Here is a 23,549-nt window from a genome sequence, read left to right as displayed (position 1 = left end):
TTCCTACAGTGGCGCGATGCGCACGGGAATCTTCCTCTTCGGTGGTGTCGAGATGCCGGACGCAGGTGCCGGTGCCCCTGCTCCGACCGACCGCCGATACGACAAGCACGAGGTGTGGCGGGCGACCGAGCAGATCCTCGACATGGGCGTCCTCAGCGATCGATTGGGGTTCGACTCGTTCTGGCTCACCGAGCACCATTTCCAGTACGAGGGATACGAGGTCATCCCGAACGGCCTCCTGATCGGCTCGATCCTCGCCGAGCGGACCGAGCGGATCCGGATCGGCATGGCCTTCAACATCGTGCCGCAGTGGCATCCGCTCAAGCTGGCGGAGGACTTCGCGACGCTCCACAACATCTCCGGCGGGCGCGGGATCCTCGGCGTCGGTCGCGGCACGGTGCCGCGAGAGGCCGAGCCGCTCGGGACCAAGATCGGCAGCTTCGACAACCCCGACCAGATCGCCGCCGACGACGTCAACCGCAAGATGTTCGACGAGGCGATGGAGGTCATCCGACTCGCACTCGACAACGAATCCTTCTCGTTCCACGGCGACATCCACGACTTCCCGCCGCCGGGGATCCCCGATCGCGGCGGCTTCGTCGAGGAGTTGACGCTGTTGCCGCAGCCGCTGTACCCGTACGAGATCTGGCAGGCGATCACGTCGCCGCCGTCGCTCCAGCAGGTGCCGAAGGCCGGGTGGGGCGGCGTGTTCTGGAACTGCCACCACTCGTTCATCAAGATGCGGTGGGAGCAGTTCGCCGAAACCTACGAGCAGACGCACGGACGAGCGCTCGAGCGTGGAGAGAAGCGGATGCTCGTGCTCAACACCTGCATCGAGGACACCCGCGAACAGGCGATCGAGTCGGTGCGCAACGGGCACGACGAGTTCTGGAAGTTCCTCGGCCCGTACGGGTGGAGCAAGGGGTACATGGGTGACGACGGCAAGCCGGCGCCGCCCGGGCTGATCCCCACGTTGGAGGACTCGATGGACCGTCAGCGCACCTGGGTCGTCGGCTCGCCCGACGAGGTCGCCGAGACGATTGCCTGGTACCGCGACGAACTCGGCATCGAGGACCTCATGGTGTTCCCCGCCATGCCCGGCGACCCGTACAGCAAGGTCGAGACGCAGCTCCACCGCCTCGCCGAAGAGGTCCTCCCCAAGCTCGACTGATCGCGAGTTGTCCCAATGGATACGGGGAGGAATCAGCGGAACAAAAAGGAGCGGAGCGACCTATCCGCTGATCCTCCAGGCACAACTCGCGATCTATCGACCGAAGTCGAACTTCACGATCTCGGCCATCTGACGGCCGAGGTGCGCGACGTTGGCCTCGAAGAGCTGTTTGCCGAGATCGGCGTTCGCTCCGGTCGGGTCGCCGATGTAGCCGTCGGGATCGAAGTCGTTCGACAGCCAGCCGAACATGACCGCGCCGCCGAACTTGACGAACTCGTTCTCGGCGAGCGCCTCGGGCACCTTGCGTTCGGCCTTGGAGAGATCGACCAGGTCGGGACGGAGATGCATGAACACCGAGGTCTCGTTGCGGCCACCGTGGATGCCCATGCCGAGTTCGTCGGCCGTCGACGACCCGCCGTACGCGGGAGGCACCGAGGGGTGGACGAGGAAGGTCTTGAGGCCGAACTGCAAGCGCAGCTCACGGAGTGCCGTGTTCAGCAGCGTGGTGTTGCCGCCGTGCCCGTTGAGCAGCACCAGCCGCTCGGCACCCGTGCTCGCGATGCCACGCCCGAGATCGCGGAGGATCGACATCATCGTCTCGGCCGAGTACCAGAGCGTGCCGGGCGACCACGCGTGCTCGTTCGACTTGCTCACCGACAGTGTCGGGAGTTGCCAGATATCGAGGTCGGCGCCGACCTCGTCGACCACCGCCGTGGCGGTCTCGTGGGCGATCACGTGGTCGACGGCGAGCGGGAGGTGCGGGCCGTGCTGTTCGACCGCCCCGATCGGCAGCAGCAACGTGGACGACGGGGTGATGCGATCGAGGATCTCGGGTCCGGACAGTTCCTCGTAGCGACGACTCATGGGTTCGACGTTAGTGACATCTACGCTGCGACACGATGCTGATCCGAAATGCCCGACTCGCCGACGGCCGCCACGTCGACATCGAGACCCGTGACGGTGTCATCGTCGCCGTGACGCCCAGCGGCTCACCCGCCCCTGAGGCAGCGGCGGATGCCGAGGTCCACGATCTCGGCGGTTGGCTGCTCCTGCCGGCGATGGCGGAGCCGCACGCTCACCTCGACAAGGCCCTGACCGCCGAGGCCGTTCCGAACCCCACCGGCGACCTGCGGGGAGCGATCGAGGCCTGGGTCGCGGCAGCGGAAGCCGGACTCTTCACGCACGACGACATGGTCGTCCGGGTGCGTGCTGCACTCGACAAGCTGCTGCTGAACGGCGTGACCGCGGTGCGGAGTCACATCAACTGCGGCTCGGGTTCGGGTATCACGCACCTGCTCGCCGCCCAGGAGGCGGTCGCCGACTTCGAGGGACTCATGCACGTCGAGTTCGTCGCGCTGACACATTCGCCGATGTCGGGCGAGGGGAGCGATGCCAACCGTGCAGCGTTGCGTCAGGCGCTCGACCGCGGCGTCGACCTCGTCGGTGGCTGTCCCCATCTCGAACCCGACGGGGTCGGTTCGATCCAGGTGGCGCTCGACGCGGCCGAGTCCGGCGGTGTCCCGGTCGACTTGCACGTCGACGAGACGCTCGATCCGACGATGCTGACGCTGCGCGACCTCGCGCGTGCGGTGATCGATCGTGGCCTCGAAGGGCGCGTGGCCGCCAGCCACTGTGTCAGCCTGGGGATGCAGACGCCCGAGGTGCAGGCCGCGGTCGCCGGCGAGGTCGCCGCGGCCGGAATCGCCATCGTCCCGCTGCCCCAGACCAACCTGTTCCTCCAGGGCCGGGACCACGTTCAGGCCACGCCGCGCGGGCTCACCGCGATCGCGGCGCTACGCGACGCGGGAGTGCTGATCGCGGCCGGCGGCGACAACGTGCAGGACCCGTTCAACCTCGTCGGTCGATCCGACCCGCTCGAGACCGCCGCCCTGTTGGTGATGGCGGGCCACGTGCTGCCGGACGACGCCTACGACATGGTGAGCAACAACGTACGACGTGCCATGCGGCTGCCGACCGTCCGGTTCGATGTGGGAGATCCCGCCGACTTCGTGGCGATCGACGCGGCGTCGATCAGAGAGGCGATCGCGGACGCGCCCGCTGATCGCAAGGTGTTCCACCGTGGGCGGTTGGTCGCGGCATCGTCGACCGACCGCGCCATCCACCGCTGACGGTCGCCGGCGGGCCTCAGGCCTCGTCGGGGTAGGGGAACCAGCGCAGATGCTCGAAGTCCTGCGTGGTGTCGGGCAGCCCGAGCGGCGTCGGGGCGGCATCCGACAGCTCACCCAGCAGCGTCCGAGCCCGATCGAGGTATTCGGCGAGCCCGCCGTCGGGCAGGAACTGCGGCCGGCGGTGGTACGTCATCTCACCGGTGCCGTAGTCGACATCGCTCAGCGACAGCGGAGCACCGGCGAGGCCGTCGCGATGCTTCCACAGGCCGGTGTCGGGCTCGAAGCGGTAGTAGGGGAGGAGTTTGCGACCCTCGTCCGCGAGCAGCGACACCGCATCGACGACGTAGTCGAAGGTGTCGTCGTCGATGAAGTAGTTGAAGTTCACCCGGACCCAGCCCGGCTTGATGCCCTCGCACCCTCGGGTGATCTCGCGTTCGAACTCGTGCGAACGCTCGAGGTCGATGCCGAGGAGTCGGTGACCGTACGGGCCGGCGCACGAGCAACCGCCGCGCGACTGGATACCGAACAGGTCGTTGAGCACGCTGACGACGAAGTTGTGATGGAGGTACCGACCGGGCACCGGTTCGGTACCGGGTGGCACGTCACGGACGACGAACGACACGATCGAGAGGCGTTCGGCATCGTGGCTGCCCAGGATCATGAGGTTGGGGTGCTCGTCCCAGCGTTCGATCGCGCGGCGGAGGAACCGTTCCTCACGTTCGACGATGCACTCGATCCCGACGGCCTCCTTCAACTGGAACACGAGGCCGGCACGGATCGACCCGATGATGTCGGGGGTTCCGCCTTCCTCGCGATGCTCGATCCGATCGAGGTAGCCGTGTTCCTCGGGGTTGACGAAGGCGACCGTGCCGCCGCCGGGCACGTCGGGGACACGGTTGGTGAACAGATTGCGGCGGGCCACGAGCAGCCCAGGTGTGCCCGGCCCGCCGATCAGCTTGTGCGGTGACACGAAGATCGCATCGAGATAGTCGTCGCCATCGTCGGGTGAGCCCATGTCGATCTGCACGTACGGTGCGGCGGCGGCGTAGTCCCACAGGGCGATCGCGCCGTACCGGTGGAGCAGGCTCGACACCGCCCGCACGTCGGTGGTGATGCCGGTGACGTTCGACGCCGCCGAGAACGACCCGATCAGGCGCGGCCGGTACCGGTAGCGCTCGAGCTCGGCCTCGAGTTGGGCGAGGTCGACGTGACCGTCGACGTCCTCGTCGATCGTGACGACCTCGGCGATCGACTCACGCCACGGCAGTTCGTTCGAGTGGTGCTCGTACGGACCGATGAACACGACCGGTCGATCGTGGAGCGGGATGTGCGTCGTCAGATGGTGCGAGTCGTCGAGGTTGGACGGCACCCGGATGCCCAACACGCCGACGAGTTTCGCGATCGCAGCGGTCGATCCGCTGCCGCAGAACAGCACGGCGTGTTCGTCGGTCGCACCGACGCAGTCGGCGATGATGCGACGCGCGTCCTCGCGGAAGCGGCTGGTCTGGAGTCCGGTCCCCGACGACTCGGTGTGCGTGTTCGCGTACAGCGGCAGGACGACATCGGCGATGTAGTCCTCGATGAAGCGGAGCGATCGTCCCGACGCCGTGTAGTCGGCGTACACCACAGGGCGTGCGCCGAATGGTCCCTCGACCATCTCGTCGGCACCGATCACCGAATCCCGAATCGTCTCGATCAGCCTGTCCGACACGGGACGAACCGTAGCCCCATCAGGGTGATGACCGCCCCGATCTTGCGGCGTCCTTGAACTAGCGGCCGATCGTGGCAGACACCCTGGCCCGCGGGTCGGCGGCGCCTGCCAACACCCCTTCGTCGTCGAGCGTGATCGCGTGGGCGTGCCCGAAGCCGCTGTCGTAAGGCGGACACGCATTGGTGCGGTGCCCCCTGGCCGTCAGCTCGGTCCAGGTCGCGGGAGCGTGACCCTCGAGGTCGACGACCTGGGCGTTCGGCTCACTCCAGGTGTCGAACCCGGTCGCGGGTCCGGCGAGCGCCCACCGCGGGGCACCGATCGCCGCCGCGGGTGACTGACCGTGGCGGAACAGGCGAGCGGCAACCTGCAACAGGATCTGCGGCTGGGCGTCACCACCCATCGTGCCGAACACCGATCGGAGCGCGCCGCCCGATGTCGCCAGCGCCGGCGACAGGGTGTGCGGCGGACGTCGCCCCGGTCCGAGCTCGGCGCCGTGCCCCTCGATCAGGTTGAAGCCGAGACCGCGATTGTGCAGGTTGATGCCGGTGTTGGGCTCGGCGAGCCACGAGCCGAACCCCGAGGCGTTCGACTGGATCAACGACACGGCGAGGCCGTCGGCCTCTGCGGTGCACAGGTAGGTCGTGTCGCCGGCCCCGGTCGCCACGGCGTAGTCGCCGGCGCGCTCGGTGTCGAGCCGGTCGGCCCGCGACCGGATGGCGTCGAGGAGCGCTGCGCCGTCGGCGTGTTCGTGCAGCGCTGCCGGGCGGTCGTAGCCCGCCAACTTGGCCGCCTCGATCAGCAGGTGCGCCCACCGCTCGTCGTCGGGGTCGTCGGGAAGGTCGAGACCCTCGGCGAGGAGCGCACCGCCGAGGGTGAGGTAGCCCTGCGAGTTGGGCCCGATCGTGTGGAGGTCCACCCCGAACGCCGGAGCCGTCAACGGTTCGACCCAGTCGGCCTGATCCCGGTCGAGGTCGGCCTGGGAGAAGAGACCGTCCCCGAGTCGTATCAGCCCATCGCCGAACTCGCCGCCGTAGAAGCCGTCACGACCGGTCGCGGCGATCGCGCGCAACGCACGACCGGCTCCGAGGCGTCGCACCACGGCACCGGTTCGGGTCGCCTGCGCTGCGAGTTCGTCCAACTGTGCACGTCCGGCGTCGTCGAGGCGCTGCACCGACCCGGCGAGCAGGGGGCTCGCGGGGAAGCCGATCTCGGCCAGGTCGATCGCCGGTGCCAGCAGGTCCTCCAACGGCATCGACCCGAACCGGGTGTGGAGGGCGATCCAGCCGTCGACACAGCCCGGCACGGTCACGGCACGGACGTCGTGCCGGAAGGGCATCGAGGTCGCTCCCTCGTCGCGCAGTGCTGCAGCGTCGCTGCCCGACCCGGCTCGGCCGCTGCTGTTGAGTGCGACCACACCGTCGGGTGTGTGCACGAGCGCGAACAGATCGCCGCCCATGCCGCAGAGGTGCGGTCCGGTGACGGCGATCGCGGCGTTCGTCGCGATCGCCGCGTCGACGGCGTTGCCGCCGCGCTCGAAGATCAGGTCACCGGCGCGGGATGCGAGTTGATCGGCTGCGGCAACCATGTGCCTGGTGCCTCGGACACTGCTGTGCGGCAACGACGTCATGTGAGCACGGTACGCCGCCGCCTACGCTCGTACCGTGGTGGACCGAGCGATCCGTGGTGCCGTGACGGTCACGGCCGGAGCCGCCGTCGCCCTGACCGGGACCTTCATGCCCTGGCTGCGGTCGGGATCCCGGGACCGTTCGAGCTACACGATCTTCGATCTGGTGGAGCGGCTCGGCTTCGCCCCGAGCGGCGTCGTCGCCTGGTCGCTCCGGCTGTGGCCGCTCGTTCCGCTCCTCCTCGTCGCGACGACCATCGCGAGCTGGGCCGCCGCAACCGGCCACGTCCGCGTACGCGTGGCAGCGGGCGCGGCCGCCCTCGCGGCCTGCTGGGTCGGCGGCACCGCGACCGCGCTGGTGTTCGCGCCGGAGGCCGGCCTGTTCCGCATCGGGAGCGGTCCCGGCGTGTGTCTCTCGGGCGTCGCCGTCATCGTGCTCGGCGTGGTGTGGCTCAGGCCTCGGGGATCGGCTGCTTCGGGAGCTTCTTGACGCGCGCCCGCTTGCGGCGACGCTCGGGGATCATGCCCCGCATCTCCTCCAGCTTGCCGAAGCAGAGCAGACGGTCGCCCGCCTCGAGCTCGCGCGAACCCTTGGGGTTGGGGATCACGGTGGTACCGCGATGCAGGGTCAGGACCGCGATGTCACGATCTCGCAGACCCGACTCGGCGATGGTCGAACCGATCAGGTCGGCACCCTCGTGCACCAGGAGCTCGGCGACGCCGTACCCGGTGCTCACGGTCAACCGCTGACGCACGTCGATGTCGGGGAACGCGACCTGATTGTCGATGTAGTCGATGATCGCTCCGGCCACGTCGAGCTTCGTCGCGGTCTCGATGCCCTCGAGACCTGGTGACGAGTTGACCTCCATCACCGAGGGACCGTGATCGCTCTCCAGCATGTCGACGCCCGCCACTCGCAGACCCATGATCTGAGCGGAGCGCACCGCCGTCTCCTCGTACGCCGGGTCGAGCTCGACCGCCTCGACCCGACCACCACGGTGGACGTTGGACCGGAACTCCTCACCCTGCGCGACGCGACGCATGGCGGCGACGACACGATCGCCGACGACCAGGGCTCGGATGTCACGACCCTTGCTCTCGGCGACGAAGCGCTGGATCAGCACGTTCTGCTTGGTGCTCTGCAGGGTCTCGATGATCGCCTCGGCGACCTTCGTGTCGGGTGCCAGGATCACGCCGATCCCCTGGGTGCCCTCGAGGAGCTTGATCACGACGGGCGCACCACCCACGCGTTCGATCGCCGGCAACACGTCGGCACGGTCACGGGCGAACGTGGTCGCCGGCATCCCGATGTTGTGCCGCGACAGGATCTGGATCGCGCGCAGCTTGTCGCGCGAGTTCGAGATGCCGTTCGCTGTGTTGGGCGTGTACACGTCCATCTGCTCGAACTGCCGCACGACCGCGGTGCCGAAGTACGTGATCGAGTTGCCGATCCGCGGCAGGATCGCGTCGTAGCTCGAGAGCTGTTTGCCACGGAACTGGAGATCCGGCTCGCGGCCCGAGAGGTCGATCGAGAACCGGAGCGTGTTCAGCACCTTCACGTCGTGACCACGTTCGATCGCCGCCGACCGGAGCCGCTGCGTGCTGTACGAACGGGGTGCTCGGGAGAGGATTGCGAGTTTCATCGTCAAGATCAGCGAAACTACCAGGGTGAATCACGACGGCCCTTCGGACACCGTTGCCGGCTGGCGCGAATGGGTGGCGCTTCCCGACCTCGACGTGCCCTGGGTCAAGGCCAAACTCGACACCGGGGCCAGGTCGTCGTCGATCCATGCGTTCGACATCGAGGAGTTCGAACGCGACGGCGCTCCATGGGTGTCGTTCGCCGTCCACCCGTGGCAGCGATCCGAGGTCGATACGGTCCGCTCCGAGTTGCCCGTCGTCGATCGACGGGCGATCAGGAGCTCGACCGGGCACGAGGACGAGCGGCTCGTCGTCCGCACCACGATCAGGGTGGTCGGTCACGATCTCGACGCGGAGCTGACGCTGGCGAACCGCGACGACATGGGGTTCCGGATGCTCGTCGGCCGAGAGGCGATGCGCGGCGTGCTGCTGGTCGACCCCGGACGTTCGTACCTGGGCGGCCGCCCCAAGCGTTCGACCCGTCGCAAGAACCGGGGCAAGGCCTGATGGCCCGTCCGTCGTTCGCGATCGGGCAGAACCGGGTCCGCCCGGGGTTCCGACAGGAGGTCGGGCTCCCGATCGCGAAGCTCGTCACCGGAGAAGACGTGACGCTCCCGGTGCTCGTGCTCCACGGTCGCGAGGACGGCCCCACGGTGTGGGTCGACGCCGCGATCCACGGCGACGAGGTCGGCGGGGTCGACATCATCCGACGTGTGCTGGCCGACATCGACCCGAAGACGTTGCACGGCACCTTGATCGCGGTGCCGATCGTCAACGTGCACGGTTTCATGGCCGGCGACCGCTACCTGCCGGACCGGCGCGACCTCAACCGCTCCTTCCCCGGAACGGCACGAGGTTCCCTGGCCGGTCGCGTGGCGCATCTGATGATGACCGAGATCGTCGCACCGAGCGACGTCGGCATCGACCTCCACACCGGTTCCGACCACCGCACGAACCTCCCGCAGATCCGCGCCGATCTCGACGATCCGGCCACACGGTCATTGGCCGAGACCTTCGGGGCACCGGTGATGATCCATGCTCGGACCCGCGACGGGTCCCTTCGCCATGCCGCCCGTGAGCACGGCGCCACGGTGCTGCTCTACGAGGGCGGCGAGGCACTGCGGTTCGACGATTGGGCGATCGACGCCGGTGTCGCCGGTGTCAACCGCGTCCTCGCGTCGCTCGGCATGATCGAGGGCGAGACCTCACCCGACCGGTCGTCCGTCGAGTCACGCAAGACCGGCTGGGTCCGCGCCGGTGCCTCCGGGATCGCTCGGATCGAGTGCGCGCTCGGGGCCGAGGTCGACGCCGGCGACCGGTTGGGCGTGATCTCCAACTCCTTCGGTCGCCGCCTGGCGACGATCAAGGCGGCGCGAACCGGTGTCGTCATCGGGCGCCTCGAGGCCCCGCTGGTGAACCGCGGCGACGCCGTGGTCCACATCGCCGAGATCGTCTGACGTCGCCGGCCGGCGGTCGTCACATCGAGCGGAGTCGGCGAAGCGCCTGTCGGACGAGTCCGGCGAGCAGGGTGACCTTGTACCGGTTGTCGGGGAGGGGATCCATGCCGGTTCCGGCGAGCGCCGCCGCGAGGTCGATGATCTCGTCGGTCAGCTCATCGGGGGCCACGCCGGCCAGGTGCTGCTCGACCGCGTCGAGGCGCCACGGCACCGGGGCCACGCCGCCGGCGGTGAGGCGGACGCCACCGTCGGCGATCACTGCGGCGACCCCGACCAGGGCGAACTGCCAGGCGGCCCGGTCCATCGCCTTGAGATAGACCGAGGCACGGTCGGCGGCAGGGACGATGACCGCGGTCACGATCTCGCCGGCTGCCAGGGTGTTCAACGACCGTCGCTCGTCGGTGGGTGACGAGAAGTGCTCGCCGATCGGGCGGGTCGTCGTCTGGTCGCCCACCCGGACCTCGACGAGTGCATCGAGGGCGACGAGCACGCCGGGGAGATCGGACGGTTGGGTCGAGATGCACGGGCCGGTGTCGACGGTGGCGTGGTGTTCGTGTCGGCCTTCTCGGGCGAAGCACGTGGTCCCACCCTCCAGCCAGCAGGTCAGGTCGGGATTCCGGTAGTAGCTGCACCGTGAGCGTTGCAGCAGGTTGCCGGCGATCGTCGCCCTCGTGCGGAGCTGTCGGGTCGCCGCCGATGCGGCCGCCTCGCCGATCGCCGGGATCGAGGCACGCAGCCCCGCGTGGTCTTCGACGTCGGCGAGGGTTGCGAGTGCGTCGAGACGCCAGCCGGTCGCCGTGCGTTCGATCGTGTCGTTCAGGTCGGAGTGCTTCAGATCGATCACCGACACGGGGGTCACGAGGCCGACCTTCATCGCCGGGAGCAGGTCGGTGCCCCCGGCGAGGAGTTCGGTACCCGGCCCGTCGGGTCGTGACGAGTCGTCGGCTCGGTGGTAGGCGAACGGTTGCATCACGCCTCCTCGCCGTGGTCGGCGGGGTCGAGGGCGAGCGCTTCGAGGACACGCCGGCGGGTGAGTGGGAGCTCTCGGAATCGCACACCGATCGCGTCGTACACCGCGTTGGCGATTGCCGCCGGGACGGGGATCAGCGGCAGTTCGCCGAGCCCCTTGACGCCGAGCGGATTCGCGGCGAGATCGGGCACGCCGACCTCGGCGTGCACGATCTCGCACGTGTCGCCGATCGTCGGTACGAGGTAGTCCTCGAGGTTCGCGTTGACCACATGACCGAGTCGGTGGTCGATCAGCTGCTCCTCGCACAGGGCGAAGCCGATGCCTTGCGTTGCACCGCCGATCACCTGGCTGTCGGCCAGCTTCCGGTCGATGATGCGGCCGCAGTCGGGCGCCACGACGAGCCGCTCGACCCGGATCTCGCCGGTGTCGCGGTCGACGAGCACGTCGGCCAGCGCGGCGCTGTGCGTTCTCGGGCTGACGTCGGTGGCGGTCTCGGTCCTCCCTCCCTCGGCGTGGATGCCCTCGGGAGCGAGCGCTTCGAGCAGGTCGGCCAAGCGTATCGACGTGTCGGGGTCGTCGACGGCACGGACCATCTCGTCGTCGAGCCGGAGTTCGTCGGCCGGAACGTGCAGGTGCTGCGCGGCGACGGCCAGCGCTCGCGTTCTGAGTGCGCTCGCGGCGGCGCGAACGGCCGGGGCCATCGTCGGGATCGTCGTACTCCCGGCGCTGGTCGGTGCCGGGGGACCGGCGGCGGTGTCACCCATCGACACGCGTATCCGGTTCGGCGCGATGCCGAGCTCCTCGGCGGCGACCTGGGCGAGTGCGGTACGGGTGCCGGTGCCGATGTCCTGGGTGCTGGTGGCGATGTGGACCGACCCGTCGTTGTTGAACTCCGCCCAGGCGTAGCCCGGCGGCATCGCCGTGGCGGCCATCCATTCGTTGACGGCGATCCCGTGTCCGCGCACCATGCCGGACGGAGGCGCCGACCCGCTCTCGATGCGGTGTTCGTCGATGCGGTCGATCGCGGTCGGCAGCCCCGACGGCGACGACCACGGCAGATCCGCGACCTGGTCGGTCTCGGCTCGGTTGAGTCGCCGGAACTCGAGCGGATCGATGCCGACCAGGTGCGCCAGCTCGTCCATCGCCGACTCCAACGCGAACGCCGCCTCGACGTACCCGGGGGCTCGGAACGCCACCGCCGGGCCGGTGTTCGTGTAGACCCGCCTGGAGCGGGTCCTGACGGCGTCACAGCGGTAGAGGTGCCGGTAACTGCCGGCGACGTTGCTGGCCTCGCCGGCGACGCCGTACGCGCCGTTGTCGGCGATCAGGTCGGCGTCGATGCCGACGAGCCGTCCGTCGGCGTCGGCGCCGAGACGGAGGCGCTGGACCGTGCCGTTCCGTTTGCCGGCGGCGAGGTTCTCGCCGCGTCGGTCGTTCATCGCCTGGACCGGGTGACCGGTGAGACGCGACGCGAGCGCGGCCGCCACCGTCGGCTTCCACGGGACCTGCTTGGCCCCGAACCCACCGCCGATGTGATCGGCGACGACCCGCACCTGCTGATGATGGAGGCCGAGTGCCTCGGCGACCATCTCGCGCACGTCGTTGACCCCCTGCGTCGAGGCCCAGAGGTCGAGTTGGTCACCGTGCCAGTGGGCGACGGCGCCGTGCGGTTCGAGTGCATTGTGGATCGCGGTGGGAGTGCGGTACTCGGACTCGACGACGAACGCAGCGGTGTCGAGTGCCGTCTCGACGTCTCCTCGCTCGGTGACCTCGGGCTCGGCGACGAGGTTGGAATCACCGTGGATCGACGGTGCGTCGGCGCCGAGTGCTGTGACCGGATCGGTCACGTGATCGAGCAGCGCGTACTCCACGTGGACGGCGGCAGCGCCGTCTCGTGCGGCGTCGAGCGTGCGTGCCACCACGGCGGCCACCTCGTCGCCGACGAAACGCGCGATCTCCGCGAAGAAGGGCAGCTCCTCCTCGTACCAGGTCAGGTCGTCGGGTAGGTCGTCGTTGGTGATCACGGCGACGACACCGGGCACGTTCAGCGCCTCGGACGCGTCGATCGAGGTCACCTCGGCGTGCGGGTGCGGGCTGCGGACGAACGTGAGCTGCAGTTGGTCGGGGAGCCGGGTGTCGGCGGCGTACCGGGCCGAGCCGGTCAATTTGTCCTCGGCCTCGCGCCGGCGTGACGACGACCCGAGCTCGCGCATGTCGCGACCCTCGTCCCAGTCGGCGAGGTCGGTGGCCTGCTCGGTCTTCACCGGTCGTCTCCCAGCGCCATCCGGGCGGCGTCGAGGATGTGGCGGTAGGCGCCGCACCGGCACAGGTTGCCGGCGAGCGAACTGCCGATGTCGGCGTCGAGGTCTCCGGGCTCGTCGGCGGCAGCACGGCGACGGCGGAGGGCTTCGATGCTCATCATCTGGCCCGGAGTGCAGAAGCCGCATTGGAACGCGTCGCAGTCGGCGAACGCCGCTTGGATCGGGTGGAGGTCGGGGCCGTCGGCCAGCGACTCGACCGTCTCGACCGACCGGCCGTCGCACTCCACGCCGAGCACGAGACACGAATAGACCGCCTCGTTGTCGAGCAGCACGGTGCACGCCCCGCAGTTGCCCATCTCGCAGACCTGCTTGGTGCCGGTCAAACCGACGTCGTCGCGGATCACGTCGAGCAGGACCCGTCGCGGTTCGACGGCGACGGAACGTTCCTCGCCGTTGATCTGCAGCGACACCAGGGCGGTCGTGTTCGAGGACCGTTCGGTCGGGTCGGTTGTACGCACGGGACCTCCAGGGGAGCGGTTGGTGCGTGTTCGATACCCGTCGCGGTGGCGGTCAAACCCGCTGCACGTCGTCGGCGGGTCACCCGTGCCAGGCGTCGCGTTCGACGAGCACGTCCTTGAGGATCTGCGGGCGGTCGGTCATCAGGCCGTCGACGCCCAGGTCGAGGAGTCGGTGCATGTCGTGCGCGTCGTCGATCGTCCACACATGCACGTGCAGCCCCCGTCGGTGGGCGCGCTCGACGAACTGCTCGTTCACGATCGTGAGGCGACCCTGACGCACCGGCACCTGCGCTGCCTCACCGCCCCACGGCACCCGTCCGGTGAAGCGGAGCGCCGCGATCTGCTGAGGCCCGAAGCTCGTACAGAGTGCGTCGCCGAACTCGGAGCGGAAGCGACGCAGGCGGGCGTCGCTGAACCCGCCGACGAGCACCCGGTCGAGGCAGTCGAGGCGCTTGAGCGAAGCGATCAGGGCTTCGACGCCGCTGCCCGCCTTGCAGTCGATGTTGACCCGAGCGTCGGGAAACTGCTCCATGAGGTCGTCGAACAGCGGGATCGGCTCGCGCCCGTCGACGCGGGCACGCCGCACCTCGCTCCACGGCAGTTCGTTGATCTTGCCGGTTCGATCGGTGGTGCGGTCGAGCGAGTCGTCGTGGAACGCCACGAGCACGCCGTCGCTGGTCGCGTGGACGTCGGTCTCGAGATACGTGTAGCCGAGGTCGACCGCATGCTGGAACGCCGGCATCGTGTTCTCCGGATTGTCGGACGCCCCGCCCCGATGTGCGAACGGGATCGGCCCCGGCCAGTCCAAAAACGGATGCATGACCGGAGCGTACGCTCAGATCGAACGCTCGACCGCCTCCCAGTACTCGTCCTTGAGGAGCCGCTTGTACAGCTTCCCGGTCGGGTGGCGGGGGAGTTCCTCACGGAAGTCGATCGATCGGGGACACTTGACGTCGGCGAGGTGCTCGCGGCAGTACCGGATCAGTTCGCTCGCGAGTGCGGCAGCGGCATCGTCGTCGACGGGCATCTCGCGCGGCTGCACCACCGCTTTGACCTCCTCGCCGAAGTCGTCGTTGGGAATGCCGAACACGGCGACATCGAGCACGGCGTCGTGCATCGTCAGGACGTTCTCGGCCTCCTGCGGGTAGATGTTCACCCCGCCCGAGATGATCATGTACGCCTTGCGGTCGGTGAGGTAGAGGAAGTTGTCGTCGTCGAGGTACCCGATGTCGCCGAGGGTCGACCACCCCTCGGGATGGCGGGAGCCGGCGGTCTTCTCCGGGTCGTTGTGGTACTCGAAGCTGGCACCACCTTCGAAGAACACGGTGCCCGACTCGCCGTTCGGCACCTCCTCGCCGTCGTCACCGACGATGTGGACGACGCAGTTGATCGGCGTACCGACGGTGCCGGGGTGAGCGAGCCACATGTCGCTGTTGCAGTAGACGAACCCGTTCCCCTCGGTGCCGGCGTAGTACTCGTGCAGGACCGGCCCCCACCAATCGATCATCTGCTGCTTGACGGGGACCGGGCACGGCGCAGCGGCGTGGATCACGCACTCGATCGACGATACGTCGTACCGGGCGCGAGTCTCGTCGGGGAGCTTCAACATGCGGACGAACATCGTCGGCACGACCTGACTGTGGGTGATCGAGTACCGCTCGACGACCTGGAGGTAGCGCTCGGCGTCGAAGTGCTCCATGACCACGACGGTTGCCCCGTTGGCGAGCGCCGACATCGAGAACCGGAGCGGCGCCGCGTGGTACATCGGCGCCGGTGTCAGATAGACGCTGGAGTCGTTCAACCCGAAGAGGATGCTCAACATGCCGGCCACGCCGGTGACGCGCGTCTCGAGCGGCTCGGGCACGAACGCCGGGAGCACGCCCTTGGGGCGTCCGGTGGTCCCCGACGAGTACAGCATGTCGGTACCGGCCGTGCGCTCTGCGAGCGGTTCGGTCGGTTGCGCGTCGACCGCCGACTCGAACGACTCGTAGCCCTCGATCGTGCCGTCGAGCATCAGCCGGAGTTCGACCGCAGGGGTCGAGGCGATCAACTCGGCCGCCTGCTCGGCCTGCTGCTTCGACGTGATGAAGGCGCGGGCACCGCAGTCGTCGACGATGTAGGCCAACTCCTCGGTGGTGAGGCGTGACGACGCCGCCGTGTAGATCAACCCCGCGTAGTCGAGCCCCCACAGGATCTCGAGGTAGCGCGGGTGGTTCTCCATGCAGAGTGCGATGTGGTCGCCTGGTCGGAGACCGGCCGATCGGAGCAGGTGGCTCAGCTGGTTCGCTGCCGCGTCGAGCTCGGCGAAGGTCTGGACCCAGCCGCTTTCGGCCATGATGACGGCGGGGCGGTCGGCGTGGGTCTCGAGGTGCGCTCCGGGATACATGGGCGCGGACGGTAGCCGACGGTACGGTCACGGTGTGGGTCGGACGCAGCGATCGGAGATCGGGGACCGGATCGCACCGTTCGCCGACGCCGTGGCGTCGCCCGACGCCACGCTCGACGAACTGGTTCTCTGGCTGTCGAAGGCGCTCCAGCCCGAGCTCGACGTGATCGGGGTGATGACCGAACTCGACGTGCTGGCGGCGGACTGCCCGACGCCGACCCGCGACGGGGTCATGCGGTTCCTCACCGGCGAGGCAGGCTTCGAGGGCGATCGCACCGATTATCACCGCTGGCAGAACTCGTGCATCGACCACGTGCTCGCGACCCGGCGGGGTATGCCGATCACGCTGTCGGTGGTCGCGATCGAGGTCGCCCGTCGGGTGGGTGTCCGGCTGGCGGGCGTCGGCATGCCGGGGCACTTCCTGGTCGGCGACCCGACCGACCCGCGCTGGTTCGCCGACCCGTTCCACGGCCACACCGACCTCACCCGTGATGCGTGCCGGAACCTGCTCGTGATCCAGGGGGTGTCGCGCTGGTCGGACCGCTTCCTCGAGACCATCCCGCCGCGCCTCGTCGTCGCGCGGATCCTCAACAATCTCAAGGTGTCGTGCGAACGACGTTCCGACGCGGTGCGGCTCGCGATCGTGATGCAGGCGCGACAGGCGCTACCCGAGTTCGCTGCCGAGCGAGCGGCGTCGCTCGAGGCCCTCGCGCCCTTGAACTGAGCCGCTCAGCCGTCGTCGTCCGGCGGGCCGTCGAGCGGCTGTGTGGCCGGTGGGCCGGGGTTGTTGTCGGCCGATCGGCAGACGAACGTCACGTAGCTGTTGATCCGATCGGCGGGGCTGCCGTCGCGGTCGAATCGCTCGTCGACCACCGAACTGTCCGGCACCGATGCCTCGTCCTCACCGTCGCTGGCGTCGGTGCTGGTGACGGTGGTGTCAGCCGGGGGTGGTGCGCTCGTCGTCGTGGTCGGCTCGCCGCTCGCCGGAGGCGAGGGTCGCGGCACGGTCTGGATCGTGTCGCGCGGCGGATCGGTCGGACTCGGAGTGCCGGTCTCGAGGGCGGTCAGCACACGATCGAAATCATCGGCGATCGCGGCAGGGACGTCGTCGCTGACGGAGCGATACGTCTCGAGGATCGCCTCGTCGCCGACCGCTTCACCCGACCTGACCCGGTCGGTGAGTTCGATCATCGCCTGGCAGAACGGCGTGAGACGATCCGGCGGCACCTCGACCGAGATGCCGGGTGCCGGGTCGGCCGCGTCGCCGGTGTCGGATCCCGGGTCCGAACCGTCGGAGACACAACCCGTGAGCAGCGCAGCGGCCGCCAGGCCGACACCGATCGCTCGCATCGAGTTCGTCATCGGTCCAGAGTGTGGCAGGTGGTACCCGCGCATCCTCGGCGCGGCTTCGTCGTGCAGGCGGACGGGTCGATACCTTGAGGCCATGACGGTGATCGAGAGCACGTTGACGGCCGACGAGCAGCGGGTGAGCGACCTGGTCGAGCACCTGATCGAAACGCATCCGCCGGCGACCACGTCGCCCGTCGAGTTCCTCGGCGCCCAGTACGACCTCGGTCTGGCGTGGGTCCATTTCGACGACGGCTTCGGAGGCCTCGGCCTGAACCCGAAGCTGCAGCGGCTGGTCAACGAGCGAGTCCGCAGCGCCGGAGGCCCGTTCTCGATGGCCCGCAACCCGATCGGCTACGGCATGTGTGGTCCGACGGTCCACGCCTGGGGGAGCGACGAGCAGAAGCAGCGGTACCTCCGTCCGCTGTTCACCTGCGAGGAGATCTGGTGCCAGCTGTTCAGCGAGCCCGGTTCCGGCTCCGACTTCGCCGGACTCTCGTCGAAGGGCGTCCGTGACGGCGACGAGTGGATCGTCAACGGCCAGAAGGTGTGGACCACGCTCGCCCACGTCTCGCGCTGGGGCCTGCTCGTCGTCCGCACCGACGCGGAAGCGGTCAAGCACGCCGGCCTGACCGCATTCGTCGTCGACATGCAGGCCGACACGGTCGAGACCCGGCCGTTGCGGCAGATGACCGGCGAGGCCGAGTTCAACGAGGTGTACTTCACCGACACCCGCATCCCGCACTCCGAGATGCTCGGCAATCCGGGCGACGGGTGGCGTGTCTCACTCACCACGCTCATGAACGAACGCACCTCGATCGGTGGGTCGATCCCTTCACGTGGGTCGGGGACGATCGCCGACCTGCTCGACGTGTGGAACGGTCTCCCCGACGATCGCAAGGACGCTTCGACGCGAGATCGAGTCACGGCACTCTGGGTGCGCGCCGAAGTGCACCGATTCACCAACATCCGCGCCAACCAGAATCGTCGTCTCGGCGACCCGGGCCCCGAGGGGTCGATCGGCAAGATGGAGTCGGCCAACCTCAACAAGGCGATCTACGAGGCGATGGTCGACCTGATGGGTGCCGACGGCATGCTGTACGGCAGCTACGAGATGGTGCGGCCAGAGATGACCATGGGCGCCGACTCACTGCAGAAGAAGTTCCTCAGGTCGCGAGCGAACTCGATCGAGGGCGGCACGACCGAGGTCATGCAGAACATCCTCGGCGAGCGCGTCCTCGGTCTGCCCGGAGACGTGCGGGTCGATCGCGACGTGCCGTGGAGTCAGGTCCCGCGGAACTGATCGCCGGGTTCGGCCCCGGCGTCAGCCGGCGAGGATGGCGCGAGCCAACTCGGCGTCGGCGGCGGGAACCACGACCCGGACGCCTGACTCACCATCGACCGGGAGCGCTCCACCCTCGACCTCGTCGACGATCTCGGCGCGGATGCCGTTGTCGCTGAGGTGGGCTTTCGTGACCTCGGCCTCGCCGCGATCGGAATAGGTCGCGACGACCAGCGGCTCGGGATGCTCCTCGATGTCACTCATGACCCGACAGTACCCGGCGGTCACCACGTGAACCGTCGGGACGGACCCTCGATCCGGAGCCTCACACGCCGGTCGTGAGGAGATAGCCGCAGAACATCGCCCCGAGCGCAGCCAGCAAGCCGATCGCTCCGCCGAGGGCGAGAGCGAGCTTCGAGCTGCCGATCTGATGCACCGCCGCCGCGGCACCACTCGCCATCGCCAGCGCGATCTTCACGAACAACGTGATCTGGTACGTGGTCGTGGTGTTCGCGACGTCGATGTCGCCCAGATTCCAGAGCCCGGTCAGCACGACGACGGCGAACGCCGGCCACGCCACGCGTGCGAACGCCCTGGCTGCGACCTTGGTGGCGTCGGGGTGCACCCGCCGCAGGCCGGGGACGAGCCCGGCCAACACGACCTGACCGCCGACCCAGATCGATGCGGCGACGACATGCAGGAAGAGGCGAACGGTGTCGGTGGTGGGGGAGAGCATGATCAGTCGGCCAGGGCGGCCAGGACCTCGCTGGCGGGCAGGCTCCGGTCGTCCATCCCCGGCCGGGCGAGCAGCGAACCGCCGAGCATGGCCGTGCTGGCCTGCTCGATCGAGCCCTGGAGTTCGCGGATGTTCCGGGGCGGCGGGAAGTACTCGTCTTCTTCGGTGATGCGCACCACGTCGACCCCGTGGCGGGGCGCCAGACGGGCGAGCACGCTCTCGACGAGTTCTTCCGGGGCGGATGCGCCGGCGGTGACGCCGACCGTGCCGGTCAGGTCGTCGGGGACCTGCTCGGCGACGTTGACCCGATACACGCGTTCGCAACCCGCTTCGCGTGCGAGCTGCTCGAGCGCACGGGTGTTGGACGAGTTGGACGAACCGATCACGATGATCGCGTCGCACCGCTCGGCCATCGCGAGGAGCGACGACTGCCGGTTGGTGGTGGCGAAGCAGAGATCGCTGCGTCCCGGGGTCCAGACGTCGGGGAACCGCTCGCGGACGCGCACCGCGACCCCCTCCCAATCCCTATGTGACAGCGTCGTCTGCGCGAGCAGCGCGACCGGCTGATCGAACTCGGGGAGTGCGTCGACCTCGTCGGTGGACTCGACCCGGCTGATCGACTCGGGGGCGACCGCCATCGTGCCGACCGCTTCTTCGTGGCCTTCGTGGCCGACGTACAGGATCCGGAAACCCTTGCCGGCGCGGACCTTGACCTCGTGATGGACCTTGGTGACGAGCGGGCACACCGAGTCGACGACGAAGCTGCCACGGGCCTGGGCGGCCGCCACGACCTCGGGTGCCGAACCGTGCGCCGACAACATGATCGGGCGGCCTTCCGGCACCTCCGACACGTCGTCGACGAAGATCACACCCTGGCGCTCGAACCGCTCGACGACGATCTTGTTGTGGACGATCTCGTGATAGCAGTAGATCGGCGGCTCGAACGAGCGGACCATCCAGGCCAGCGCCTTGATCGCCATCTCGACACCGGCACAGAACCCGCGGGGTTCGGCGAGGAGGACACGGTCGACGTTCATCTGCCCGACAGAGTACCGGCGAGCCCCTGGACACGGCGCCGATAGCCTGGTCCGGCCATGTCCGCACCACTCGTCGTCGCCGTCGCGCCCGATTCACCGGCCGCGCTCGCCGGGCTCCAGCCCGGCGACGAGATCGCGCGCGTCGACGGACAGGTGCCGCGCGATGTCATCGAGTGGCAGATGTACACCGACGAGGCCGACATCGTGCTCGACGTGCTGCGCAACGGGCTCGAACTCGACGTCGACGTACCGAAACGGGCCGGCGAGTCGCTGGGCGTCGAGGTGCAGTCGGCGGTGTTCGACCGGGTACGCACGTGCGACAACCACTGTGAGTTCTGCTTCATCTACCAGCTGCCCAAGGGCATGCGCCGCAGCCTGTACCTGAAGGACGACGACTATCGGCTCAGCTTCCTCTACGGCAACTTCACCACGCTCACCCGGTTCACGGAGTCCGATCTCGAGCGCGTGGTCACCGAGCGCCTCTCCCCGCTGAACGTCTCGATCCATGCCACCGATCACCACGTCCGCAACCGCATGTTGAAGAACGCCAGGGGTGGGATGAGCCTGCGCTGGGTCCGTGCGCTGCTCGACCACGACATCGAGGTCCGCGGCCAGGTGGTGGTGTGCCCGGGGGTCAACGACGGCGACGTCCTCGACGACACCCTCGCCGGTGTGCTCGACCGATTCCCCGAGCTCGAGTCGGTGGCGGTCGTGCCACTCGGATTGTCGAAGTTCAACAAGGAGTCGGCGATGCGGCTCCACACGCCCGACGAAGCCGCCCGCGTCGTCGACATCATCGAGGCGTGGCAGGCGAGGTTCCTCGAGGTGCTCGGTCGACGGATGGTGTTCGCGGCCGACGAGTACTACCTGATGACCGGCCGCGAGTTCCCCGAGGCCGACACCTACGAGGGGTTCTCGATGCACGAGGACGGCATCGGGATGGCTCGTACGTTCGAGCGAGAGTTCCACGGCATCACCGACGAGGCGACCGGCGTCCGGAGCGGCTTCTTCGCTGCGGTCGACCTCCCCTCCAACCCCGCCGCCTACACCGGGTTGCGGTCGCCGTCGAACGACGTCGTGCAGTCGGTGTCGTTGCGCCCTCGACGCAACGCTCGCGTCGGCGTGCTGACCGGACCATTCGGCGCCCAGGTCATCGGCCCACTGATCGACCAACTGGGCCGCCACGACGTCAGGATCCTGCCGGTCGAGAACCGGTTCTTCGGTGGCAACACCGGCGTGACCGGCTTGATGACCGGCGACGACCTCACCCGTGTCCTCGGCGCCGAACCGGAGGGTGACCGGTATCTGCTGCCCGACGTGTGTCTGTCCGACGACGGCAGATTCCTCGACGGACTCTCGGTCGGCGACCTCCCGCGTCCGGTCGAGATCGTCCCGACCGACGGTATTGCGTTGAGAAACGCGTTGGAGCAGGCAGCATGAGCACCATGGAATCCACCGATCTGCCGACGGTGGTCATCGTCGGCCGCCCCAATGTGGGCAAGAGCACCCTGTTCAACCGGATCGTGGGTGAACAGGCGGCGATCGTCGAGAACCAGCCGGGCGTCACCCGCGACCGCAAGGAACTCGAGGCCGACTGGCTCGGGGTCTCGTTCAACGTGATCGACACGGGCGGATGGATGCCGAAGGGTTCCGACCTCGACGACAAGGTGTCGCGGCAGGTCGAACAGGCCGTGGCCGGCGCCGATCTGGTGCTGTTCGTCGTCGATGCCAGCGTCGGTTCGCTGCAGGACGACGAAGCGGTCGCCGACTGGCTTCGTCGCGGCGAACACAACGTCGTGGTCGTGGCCAACAAGGCCGACAACAACCGCCGCGAAGAAGACCTGTGGCAGTTCCTGTCCCTCGGTCTCGGCGACGCGGTGCCGGTCAGCGCGCTCCACGGGCGGCGGGCCGGTGACCTGCTCGACGTCGTGCTCGAGCGGTTCGGCGACAAGGCCGTGTACGTCGAGCCCACCGACGACGGCAACTGGGTGTCCGATGAAGACGCCGAACCCTGGACCCCCGACGACGCCCGCCCGCCTCGCGTGGCGATCGTCGGTCGCCCGAACGTGGGCAAGAGCACCTTGTTCAACCGGTTGGTGGGTTCCGACCGGTCGGTCGTGCACGACATGGCCGGCACGACCCGCGACGCGATCGACACGCTGGTCGAGACCGAGGACGGCCCGATCGTCTTCATCGACACGGCCGGCATGCGCAAGAAGGGCAAGATCGACGACTCGGCCGAGTACTACTCGCTCGTCCGGGCGCTCCGGGCGATCGACGACGCCGACATCGCGCTCCTGATCATCGATGCCACCGAAGGTGTCACCGGGCAGGACCAGCGTCTCGCCGAGCGGGTCGACGCCTCCGGCTGCCCGATCGTGATCCTGCTGAACAAGTGGGACCTGGTCGGCGATGTCGAACGTCGCCACGAGGTCGAGACCGAGTTGACCCGCAAGCTGTCGTTCCTCGGTGATGCGCCGGTCATCAAGATCTCGGCGCTCAGCGGCAAGAACGTGCACAAGTTGCGACCCCGCCTGCAGGAGGCGATCGAGCAGTACCACCGCCGTGTCCCGACCCGCGACGTCAACCGGGTGATCATCAAGGCGCAGCAGGAGTCGCCGGCCGGCCAGGGCGCTCGCGTGCTGTACGCGGTGCAGGGTGCGACCGACCCACCCACGTTCACCCTCTTCGTCAACCGTGAGCTGCCACAGCACCACGTCCGCTATCTCGAGCGCAAGATCAAGGAGGCGTTCGGGTTCGGGGCGACACCGATCAAGTTGCGAATCCGCAAGAAGGTCGATTGATGCCGTGGTGCGAGGAGTGCGCGAAGTATCACGCACCCACCGCGATGAACGACGACGGCACCTGCCCCGTGTGTGGGGGAGAGGTCGGGGCGGCCCAGGGGCCGGGCGGTCGTGCGGCGCACGACGAGTCGACGCCGTGGCACTTCAAGCTGCTCGTCGGGGCGACCGTCGTCTACCTCGGTTGGCGTTTCGTCCAGCTCGTGGTCTGAGAACGGTCGGCGGTCGATAGGATCGCCGGGCACAAACACGACAGGAATGTCGTCACGGGCTGTAGCGCAGCTTGGTTAGCGCACTTGTCTGGGGGACAAGGGGTCGCAGGTTCGAATCCTGTCAGCCCGACCGGGCGGGAATCTCCTCGTGGGATTCCCGCCCCTGGTTCGTCCCCGGAGGTCACCCGCGGACATCATCATCGCTCGGATCGAGCAGAGGGTGCCGCGTGACCGGTTCGTCACGCTCCGTGGCAATAGTCGCCGAT

General features: G+C 68.5%; 23 protein-coding genes and 1 tRNA gene. 11 read left to right on the top strand and 13 right to left on the bottom strand.

The annotated features are described in order from the left end of the window. Positions 1 to 16: 16 nt before the first annotated feature. Positions 17 to 1,171, top strand: coding sequence for an LLM class flavin-dependent oxidoreductase (locus tag R8G01_03695; protein ID MDW3213074.1), 1,155 nt, complete (start codon positions 17 to 19; stop codon positions 1,169 to 1,171). A gap of 93 nt (positions 1,172 to 1,264) precedes the next feature. Here R8G01_03695 and R8G01_03690 read toward each other — a convergent pair whose 3' ends face one another. Next, positions 1,265 to 2,035 (bottom strand): creatininase family protein, encoded by a 771-nt coding sequence (locus R8G01_03690; protein ID MDW3213073.1) that lies wholly within the window; start codon positions 2,033 to 2,035, stop codon positions 1,265 to 1,267. Between the two features lie 35 nt (positions 2,036 to 2,070). On the opposite strand from R8G01_03690, the gene R8G01_03685 reads away from it, so the two are divergent. Continuing rightward, complete coding sequence (locus R8G01_03685; GenBank protein MDW3213072.1) at positions 2,071 to 3,300, top strand: amidohydrolase family protein; 1,230 nt, start codon at positions 2,071 to 2,073, stop codon at positions 3,298 to 3,300. 16 nt (positions 3,301 to 3,316) lie between these two features. Here the strand turns inward: R8G01_03685 and R8G01_03680 are convergent, their stop codons facing one another. Both R8G01_03680 and R8G01_03675 read right to left on the bottom strand, forming a co-directional pair. Beyond that, positions 3,317 to 5,011 (bottom strand): aminotransferase class V-fold PLP-dependent enzyme, encoded by a 1,695-nt coding sequence (locus tag R8G01_03680; protein MDW3213071.1) that lies wholly within the window; start codon positions 5,009 to 5,011, stop codon positions 3,317 to 3,319. A gap of 58 nt (positions 5,012 to 5,069) precedes the next feature. Beyond that, entirely contained in the window at positions 5,070 to 6,638 is a 1,569-nt protein-coding gene (locus R8G01_03675) for a gamma-glutamyltransferase (GenBank protein ID MDW3213070.1), read from the bottom strand. A 34-nt stretch (positions 6,639 to 6,672) separates the two neighbouring features. Between R8G01_03675 and R8G01_03670 the strand changes: the two genes are divergently transcribed. Next, complete coding sequence (locus tag R8G01_03670; protein MDW3213069.1) at positions 6,673 to 7,125, top strand: hypothetical protein; 453 nt, start codon at positions 6,673 to 6,675, stop codon at positions 7,123 to 7,125. On the opposite strand, the gene R8G01_03665 is transcribed toward R8G01_03670, so the two are convergent. Beyond that, positions 7,088 to 8,278 (bottom strand): RimK family alpha-L-glutamate ligase, encoded by a 1,191-nt coding sequence (locus R8G01_03665; GenBank protein MDW3213068.1) that lies wholly within the window; start codon positions 8,276 to 8,278, stop codon positions 7,088 to 7,090. The genes R8G01_03670 and R8G01_03665 overlap by 38 nt on opposite strands. Before the next feature lie 25 nt (positions 8,279 to 8,303). On the opposite strand from R8G01_03665, the gene R8G01_03660 reads away from it, so the two are divergent. Beyond that, entirely contained in the window at positions 8,304 to 8,783 is a 480-nt protein-coding gene (locus tag R8G01_03660; protein MDW3213067.1) for an ATP-dependent zinc protease, read from the top strand. Further along, positions 8,783 to 9,733, top strand: coding sequence for a succinylglutamate desuccinylase/aspartoacylase family protein (locus R8G01_03655; GenBank protein ID MDW3213066.1), 951 nt, complete (start codon positions 8,783 to 8,785; stop codon positions 9,731 to 9,733). Before R8G01_03660 ends, R8G01_03655 begins: the two co-directional genes overlap by 1 nt. A 19-nt stretch (positions 9,734 to 9,752) precedes the next feature. Here R8G01_03655 and R8G01_03650 read toward each other — a convergent pair whose 3' ends face one another. The 5 genes from R8G01_03650 to R8G01_03630 form a co-directional block, all read right to left on the bottom strand. Then, positions 9,753 to 10,703 carry an FAD binding domain-containing protein gene (locus R8G01_03650; GenBank protein MDW3213065.1) on the bottom strand — a complete coding sequence of 317 codons (951 nt, stop codon included), beginning with the start codon at positions 10,701 to 10,703 and terminating at the stop codon, positions 9,753 to 9,755. Next, positions 10,703 to 12,967 (bottom strand): xanthine dehydrogenase family protein molybdopterin-binding subunit, encoded by a 2,265-nt coding sequence (locus R8G01_03645; protein ID MDW3213064.1) that lies wholly within the window; start codon positions 12,965 to 12,967, stop codon positions 10,703 to 10,705. The genes R8G01_03650 and R8G01_03645 overlap by 1 nt, the downstream gene beginning before the upstream one ends. Continuing rightward, positions 12,964 to 13,482, bottom strand: a complete 519-nt coding sequence (locus R8G01_03640) for a (2Fe-2S)-binding protein (protein ID MDW3213063.1) — start codon at positions 13,480 to 13,482, stop codon at positions 12,964 to 12,966. Before R8G01_03640 ends, R8G01_03645 begins: the two co-directional genes overlap by 4 nt. A gap of 79 nt (positions 13,483 to 13,561) precedes the next feature. Then, positions 13,562 to 14,302: a glycerophosphodiester phosphodiesterase gene (locus R8G01_03635; protein MDW3213062.1), complete on the bottom strand. Its 741-nt coding sequence runs from the start codon at positions 14,300 to 14,302 to the stop codon at positions 13,562 to 13,564. Positions 14,303 to 14,317: 15 nt separating this feature from the next. Further along, positions 14,318 to 15,868, bottom strand: coding sequence for an AMP-binding protein (locus R8G01_03630; protein ID MDW3213061.1), 1,551 nt, complete (start codon positions 15,866 to 15,868; stop codon positions 14,318 to 14,320). Positions 15,869 to 15,902: 34 nt separating this feature from the next. Between R8G01_03630 and R8G01_03625 the strand changes: the two genes are divergently transcribed. Then, positions 15,903 to 16,592, top strand: a complete 690-nt coding sequence (locus R8G01_03625; protein MDW3213060.1) for a transglutaminase-like domain-containing protein — start codon at positions 15,903 to 15,905, stop codon at positions 16,590 to 16,592. Positions 16,593 to 16,597: 5 nt separating this feature from the next. Here R8G01_03625 and R8G01_03620 read toward each other — a convergent pair whose 3' ends face one another. Continuing rightward, positions 16,598 to 17,230 (bottom strand): hypothetical protein, encoded by a 633-nt coding sequence (locus R8G01_03620; protein ID MDW3213059.1) that lies wholly within the window; start codon positions 17,228 to 17,230, stop codon positions 16,598 to 16,600. A gap of 82 nt (positions 17,231 to 17,312) precedes the next feature. On the opposite strand from R8G01_03620, the gene R8G01_03615 reads away from it, so the two are divergent. Continuing rightward, positions 17,313 to 18,518 carry an acyl-CoA dehydrogenase family protein gene (locus R8G01_03615; GenBank protein MDW3213058.1) on the top strand — a complete coding sequence of 402 codons (1,206 nt, stop codon included), beginning with the start codon at positions 17,313 to 17,315 and terminating at the stop codon, positions 18,516 to 18,518. A gap of 21 nt (positions 18,519 to 18,539) precedes the next feature. On the opposite strand, the gene R8G01_03610 is transcribed toward R8G01_03615, so the two are convergent. The 3 genes from R8G01_03610 to ispH form a co-directional block, all read right to left on the bottom strand. Next, complete coding sequence (locus tag R8G01_03610) at positions 18,540 to 18,761, bottom strand: DUF2007 domain-containing protein (protein ID MDW3213057.1); 222 nt, start codon at positions 18,759 to 18,761, stop codon at positions 18,540 to 18,542. A 61-nt stretch (positions 18,762 to 18,822) separates the two neighbouring features. Continuing rightward, positions 18,823 to 19,233, bottom strand: coding sequence for a hypothetical protein (locus R8G01_03605; protein ID MDW3213056.1), 411 nt, complete (start codon positions 19,231 to 19,233; stop codon positions 18,823 to 18,825). A gap of 2 nt (positions 19,234 to 19,235) precedes the next feature. Next, complete coding sequence (gene ispH / locus R8G01_03600) at positions 19,236 to 20,270, bottom strand: 4-hydroxy-3-methylbut-2-enyl diphosphate reductase (protein MDW3213055.1); 1,035 nt, start codon at positions 20,268 to 20,270, stop codon at positions 19,236 to 19,238. A gap of 57 nt (positions 20,271 to 20,327) precedes the next feature. Between ispH and R8G01_03595 the strand changes: the two genes are divergently transcribed. The 4 genes from R8G01_03595 to R8G01_03580 all read left to right on the top strand — a co-directional run bounded on the left by R8G01_03595 (position 20,328) and on the right by R8G01_03580 (position 23,413). Next, entirely contained in the window at positions 20,328 to 21,710 is a 1,383-nt protein-coding gene (locus R8G01_03595; GenBank protein MDW3213054.1) for a DUF512 domain-containing protein, read from the top strand. Between the two features lie 5 nt (positions 21,711 to 21,715). Next, positions 21,716 to 23,074, top strand: coding sequence for a ribosome biogenesis GTPase Der (der, locus tag R8G01_03590; GenBank protein MDW3213053.1), 1,359 nt, complete (start codon positions 21,716 to 21,718; stop codon positions 23,072 to 23,074). Next, complete coding sequence (locus R8G01_03585) at positions 23,074 to 23,283, top strand: hypothetical protein (protein MDW3213052.1); 210 nt, start codon at positions 23,074 to 23,076, stop codon at positions 23,281 to 23,283. Before der ends, R8G01_03585 begins: the two co-directional genes overlap by 1 nt. A 55-nt stretch (positions 23,284 to 23,338) precedes the next feature. Next, a tRNA-Pro gene (locus tag R8G01_03580) sits at positions 23,339 to 23,413 on the top strand. Positions 23,414 to 23,549 lie beyond the last annotated feature (136 nt).

This window comes from Ilumatobacteraceae bacterium, assembly GCA_033344875.1.
Lineage (GTDB): Bacteria > Actinomycetota > Acidimicrobiia > Acidimicrobiales > Ilumatobacteraceae > Ilumatobacter.
Note: the sequence above shows the minus strand (reverse complement) of the source record. Positions and strands in the feature narration are given on the sequence as shown.

Excerpts from the sequence above, each read along its gene's own strand:
- R8G01_03665 (MDW3213068.1), bottom strand. The coding sequence starts at position 8,278 with ATGAAACTCGCAATCCTCTCCCGAGCACCCCGTTCGTACAGCACGCAG.
- R8G01_03655 (MDW3213066.1), top strand. The coding sequence starts at position 8,783 with ATGGCCCGTCCGTCGTTCGCGATCGGGCAGAACCGGGTCCGCCCGGGG.
- ispH (MDW3213055.1), bottom strand. The coding sequence starts at position 20,270 with ATGAACGTCGACCGTGTCCTCCTCGCCGAACCCCGCGGGTTCTGTGCC.
- der (MDW3213053.1), top strand. The coding sequence starts at position 21,716 with ATGGAATCCACCGATCTGCCGACGGTGGTCATCGTCGGCCGCCCCAAT.
- R8G01_03610 (MDW3213057.1), bottom strand. The coding sequence starts at position 18,761 with ATGAGTGACATCGAGGAGCATCCCGAGCCGCTGGTCGTCGCGACCTAT.
- R8G01_03690 (MDW3213073.1), bottom strand. The coding sequence starts at position 2,035 with ATGAGTCGTCGCTACGAGGAACTGTCCGGACCCGAGATCCTCGATCGC.
- R8G01_03675 (MDW3213070.1), bottom strand. The coding sequence starts at position 6,638 with ATGACGTCGTTGCCGCACAGCAGTGTCCGAGGCACCAGGCACATGGTT.
- R8G01_03695 (MDW3213074.1), top strand. The coding sequence starts at position 17 with ATGCGCACGGGAATCTTCCTCTTCGGTGGTGTCGAGATGCCGGACGCA.
- R8G01_03585 (MDW3213052.1), top strand. The coding sequence starts at position 23,074 with ATGCCGTGGTGCGAGGAGTGCGCGAAGTATCACGCACCCACCGCGATG.
- R8G01_03630 (MDW3213061.1), bottom strand. The coding sequence starts at position 15,868 with ATGTATCCCGGAGCGCACCTCGAGACCCACGCCGACCGCCCCGCCGTC.
- R8G01_03615 (MDW3213058.1), top strand. The coding sequence starts at position 17,313 with ATGACGGTGATCGAGAGCACGTTGACGGCCGACGAGCAGCGGGTGAGC.
- R8G01_03620 (MDW3213059.1), bottom strand. The coding sequence starts at position 17,230 with ATGACGAACTCGATGCGAGCGATCGGTGTCGGCCTGGCGGCCGCTGCG.
- R8G01_03635 (MDW3213062.1), bottom strand. The coding sequence starts at position 14,302 with ATGCATCCGTTTTTGGACTGGCCGGGGCCGATCCCGTTCGCACATCGG.
- R8G01_03605 (MDW3213056.1), bottom strand. The coding sequence starts at position 19,233 with ATGCTCTCCCCCACCACCGACACCGTTCGCCTCTTCCTGCATGTCGTC.
- R8G01_03650 (MDW3213065.1), bottom strand. The coding sequence starts at position 10,703 with ATGCAACCGTTCGCCTACCACCGAGCCGACGACTCGTCACGACCCGAC.
- R8G01_03595 (MDW3213054.1), top strand. The coding sequence starts at position 20,328 with ATGTCCGCACCACTCGTCGTCGCCGTCGCGCCCGATTCACCGGCCGCG.
- R8G01_03685 (MDW3213072.1), top strand. The coding sequence starts at position 2,071 with ATGCTGATCCGAAATGCCCGACTCGCCGACGGCCGCCACGTCGACATC.